Origin of the sequence: Barnesiella sp. ET7, assembly GCF_024733785.1 — a bacterium.
GTDB classification, from domain to species: domain Bacteria; phylum Bacteroidota; class Bacteroidia; order Bacteroidales; family Barnesiellaceae; genus Barnesiella; species Barnesiella merdigallinarum.
In genome coordinates, this window is sequence record NZ_JANRHM010000034.1 from 1 (window position 1) to 4,560 (window position 4,560).

Below are 4,560 nucleotides of genomic sequence, written 5' to 3' on the forward strand. Positions count from 1 at the left end.
GCTCTCCTGCAGTAATCTCAATACCTTCCTTTTGTCTGTAACCTCAGCAAGCAGTCCGGAGAAATCAGCACTTTCGTTCTGTTCCCTCTCCTTGATTACGGAGGCGAGGTGTTGCAGCAGGTCTACCATGGAGAACGGCTTGAAGATACAACCGTCAAAGCCAGCATCCAGCAGAGCCTGTCTGTCGCCATCCTCTCTGGCGGTCATCGCCACCACCGGTACGGTTCGGGAATTACTTATGCGTGATTTACGCAACAATTCCAAGACTCTGTAACCATTGGTGTCGGGCATCTGAATGTCGGTCAGCACAAGGTCGTAGTCCTTATTTCTTATCTCCTCAAAGAGTTCTTTGGCATTGATGCAGGTCTTGCACGAGACCCCGTTACGCTCCAGCATCTCCTTGACTACCTCCAACTGCAAAGCATCATCGTCAATGGCGATTACGCAACCAGGCAGGTGATGCGAGATATCAGCCATTACCGTTTCCTCTTCCACACTCTCATCGGTTACGGGCAGAGGCAATTTAACAGTGAAGATCGTTCCTGCACCTTGCTTGCTCTCCACCTCAATCGTTCCACCAAGCAGAGTGACAAGACCTTTGGTGATAGGCAGACCAAGACCGTAGCCATCGGCATTATTCTCATTTGTAGCACGCTCGAATGGTACATATATGCGTTTCATCATATCTTCGGAGATACCGACTCCCGTATCGCTTACCTTCATTGTCAGCCAACCATTCTCATACGAAGCCTTGAAACATACATTTCCCTCGGATGTGAATTTGACGGCATTGGTAATGAGATTGTTGATTATACGCCCCATTTTGTCCCTATCGCCCTTTACTGTAACATTTGTATTGGTGTAGCGATGTTTGAATTGCAGACCTTTCTCCTTTATCATGTGTGATACACTATCGGCAATTCTCTCCAACGACTCGGACAGGTGGAACGGGACGGGATTCGGAGTCTCCTTGGCTTCATCCAGACGATAGACATCAAGGAGGTTATTTACAAGGTGCAGGACATGCTTGCATAGGATGGTAATGTTCCTGAGCTTGTGGTTGCGTCTCTTCTTGTCCCTCATATCCATAGCCAGCTCTGCGTTACCGCTGATACCGTTGAGCGGGCCACGAATATCGTGCGATATGGTCATGATGATCTTGTTACGCATTTCAAGCAACTCGGCATTTTTGCGGTTGCTTGCCTCCAATTTGCGGCGACCACGCTCTTTACGCCCGTAGTCACGCATAATTACGATGTATGAGAGCAGCAGAGCAAGGAAGATGAAGGCTGTTATACCTCCCAACCATACTTTTGTCCGTTCACGGGTCTCAATGATCTGTTGCTCACGCTCTTGCAGGTCTGTCGTGACACGCTCATCCATTGCAGCAATTAGACTCTTCAGACGTTGGTTGATGTTGAGATTACGCTGTGCCAGACTATCTGCCGTTTCGGATAATTGCCTGCTCTGCTCGGACTGTTTCCTGATGACATCACGATTGAGGGTGTAGAGTTTCGTGGAAGTTGTGGATTGAGGCGGAGTCTTCTCCTTTTTCTTGAAGAGTCCCAAGAAACCACCTTTCTTCTTAGGTGGCTCCTGTGTACTCTCATAAGCAATGACGGGAACACGCTCGGCAAGTTCTTCGCCAAGTTCCACCTGTCGCTCAAACAACTGGGAGATATTGAATAGTTGGATTTCTTTCTCTGCCATCAGATGCCGCAGACTATCTATCCGCTCACCCGAATAGTAGTTCTTGAACTCGCAGAGAATGCTGTCGACCTCCAAGCGTTTGGTACGGTAGAGTGCGGTGTCTGCCTCCTCCCATTCGAGGATCGTCTCACCGAACATCGTGAGGTCAAGCATATGCACGTATGCTTCATGTACATTTTGTCGGAGCCGGTGAATCTCTTTCACTTCACGCTCCAATATGTTCATCTGTCGCCACTCGTGCAGGTACGTATATACGATACCACCAATTAGGGCGACAATAATAGTATAGCCTAAGGCTAACTTTCTTTGAATCTTCATTGCGTCCTATATTTAAGGCTCGGGTTAGTCCGAACAGTTTATCATATATGCCTTGGAGCGCAAAATTACCGATAAAGCAAAAATTAAGGTGACTTTATCATTTTTTAATAGCTATTCAAGGCTGTGATGTAAGATAAAACGCTAAAAATGTTGGCTATATTGTTATAAAAGTGGGCAATAGCATAAAAAAAGCCATCATATTTGTGTGAATATGACAGCTACTATTGATTATACCATTATCGGATTGACCTTCATTGTCGCAAGGTTTAGATAGAGTCCGTGATGCTCTATCATACCGTGTCGGAACATCTTCCAGAGGATATTGCAGCCGAGCTGAGCTAATGTGGAGTTGATGAACAGGTCCTGTTTCTCCAATGCCTCGGCAAGTGAACAGCTCGGACCGGAGTCATCTTCCTTGATTCGGGCATACTTTACCAACTTTGTGATGACCTTTAATGACGGTACGGTCTGGTAAATTTGAGAAGTGGGTTGCTTTATCTTTTTCGGGATACTACCCAATACGACCTGTCCCGATGTTTGCGTGTTGCCGAAGTCAAGCCAATACAGAGGTGTCTGATAGTTTGTATAATTGTACTGTGGCAATGCTTTGAGTACATTCCAGAGGTCTATTCTCGACTTTATATTGTCCGTACAGGTTATGGTTATATTGGCAAGATGTTCCTGTCGTACATCTTTCATATTGGAGGGATAGAGTGCCGGCACTGCCTTCCAGTCATTCCCGAAGAAGTTGTTGATGCGTGTTATCAGGCAATTCGCCTTATTCAGCCCCAAGTCGGAATACCCGAATAGTTGTCGTCCTATGTTGGCTTCAGTTACAATATCGGGATCGTATAGCGTTACGAATAGTCCCGGATGTCCGAGGGCACGAAGTGTTACATCCAATCGTGCAAGGTTTGTCAATACTTGCGAACCTGTACCGCCACCACCTATAAGGTTTACCGTTACGGGGTGTTGTGGTACGAGCAGATAGCTGTCGGTATAATGTACTCTTTTCATCGTAGTATATCTTTAAGTTTCAAATTCTTTAGAGGCTTTAACTCTTCAATGTTGAAGGGAGCATCTTTTGCTGCCTTTGTTACCAGTACAAGGTTGCTCTTTGTGGGATTTCCGTTACCTCCGAGGTGTGAGAACTCTGTAAGCCAGAACTTCTTCTCCCAGTACTCAAGTAATTTGTCGTAGGTAATCTCTGTCGGCTTGTCAATCTTTGCCGAGCCGAGACAGACGCTTGACCCTGTGACATTGAAGAACGGAGCAGCGTAGAGTTCCGTTTCGGGCTTCAGTTCCTTGTCTATGTATGCGTAGATGTTCATACGCTCATCCCGCACCTCATAGATGACACCTGGCAGGTTGTACTCGGCATTCTCAATATGTAGCGACTCCTTGAAGAACATCATACGCTTTTGTGGCGGGTTATACCAGACATATTTCTCGTAGCCCTTGCGGGTATCACTCCATAGCATATTTGTCGGGATGCGACCATGCGGTGTGCTGCTGTGCCTCTCGGAATATCCCTTGATAAGTTCGTTGATGAAGTCCACCGTTACGGGACGGCCTTCGCTCATGGCTCCCTCATTATCTATGCTCCTTACTTCAAGGAAGTATGTATCTCCTCCATCTGTGGAGTATGCTATCAATGCCGCACGTGGGTGCAGCATCGTATTTATCTGCTTGGTAAGTTTGTTTGTATCCATAGTGATTATCGTATGTAGTGAATAAAATCATCTGCCCACTTGAAAAACCTTTCAGGATAGGTATCTTCAAGTGTAAAAACCTTGTCGGTCTTTGGAGAGACGGCAAAGGTTGATGCAGGAATAATATCGTATGACTCCTGACGGGAGGAATTATAGAAGTCGATAAGGTGTTCCGTCATTATATCATCGCTGTCATAGACAACTCTTATCTGCTGTTCGAGTGTCATCGGCAGATAATCGGGCTCCTCGTCATAGAACGGGTCATAGCCATAGTACATGATGGCTTTATCCGTCTTTATGAACTCAAGTCCTCTTCTCAGCAGTTCGATAAGACCTTGTTCAAAGCCATTCTTACACTCATATTCTTCTATGGCTTTCGGCAGGTTCTTGTAGTAGGACTTTCGCCACACCCTGTCGAGGAGTTTATATGCTCTGCCATCCTTGTATGATTTCACGAGCTTTCCCCTCGCTCGCCTCTCTTTGGCATCTTCATCCTCATAGCAGCCTTCAGTCAGCATATCCATAGCCCAGTCCATATCATCCTCATCGTTGATAGTGGTTATACCGTTCTCTTTCATAAAATTATGATAGAATGTGATGACAATGCGTCTGAGTGTGGGATTCAGTTCCTCCACGAACTTTACAGGGAAGTAGTACAGTGTGTACTCACCCCAAGTATGTGTGTTCCACACATTGAAGTATAGACAGCCATTGTCATCTTCAAGGTTGAGATACATGCCGCTTTTATTTACGAGGTCGTTCATCTCATTGTAGAGATTGACAATACCTTCACCGATAGTTCGGCCGGGTGTATGCTCCG

At 46.0% G+C, this 4,560-nt stretch carries 4 protein-coding genes; all 4 read right to left on the reverse strand.

What is annotated here, in order from left to right; translation table 11 throughout:
• The coding region (locus NW211_RS13575) for an ATP-binding protein (RefSeq protein ID WP_258328237.1) at nt 1-2,028 on the reverse strand (2,028 nt) is incomplete at its 3' end.
• Nucleotides 2,029-2,256: 228 nt separating this feature from the next.
• A complete protein-coding gene (locus tag NW211_RS13580; protein ID WP_202192078.1) occupies nt 2,257-3,045 on the reverse strand; it encodes a PRTRC system ThiF family protein in 789 nt (262 codons plus the stop codon).
• Nucleotides 3,042-3,740 carry a prokaryotic E2 ligase family D protein gene (locus tag NW211_RS13585; RefSeq protein ID WP_057327229.1) on the reverse strand — a complete coding sequence of 233 codons (699 nt, stop codon included), beginning with the start codon at nt 3,738-3,740 and terminating at the stop codon, nt 3,042-3,044. Before NW211_RS13585 ends, NW211_RS13580 begins: the two co-directional genes overlap by 4 nt.
• A gap of 5 nt (nt 3,741-3,745) precedes the next feature.
• Nucleotides 3,746-4,560 (reverse strand): hypothetical protein (locus NW211_RS13590; RefSeq protein WP_258328238.1); only part of this gene is annotated, 815 nt, incomplete at its 5' end.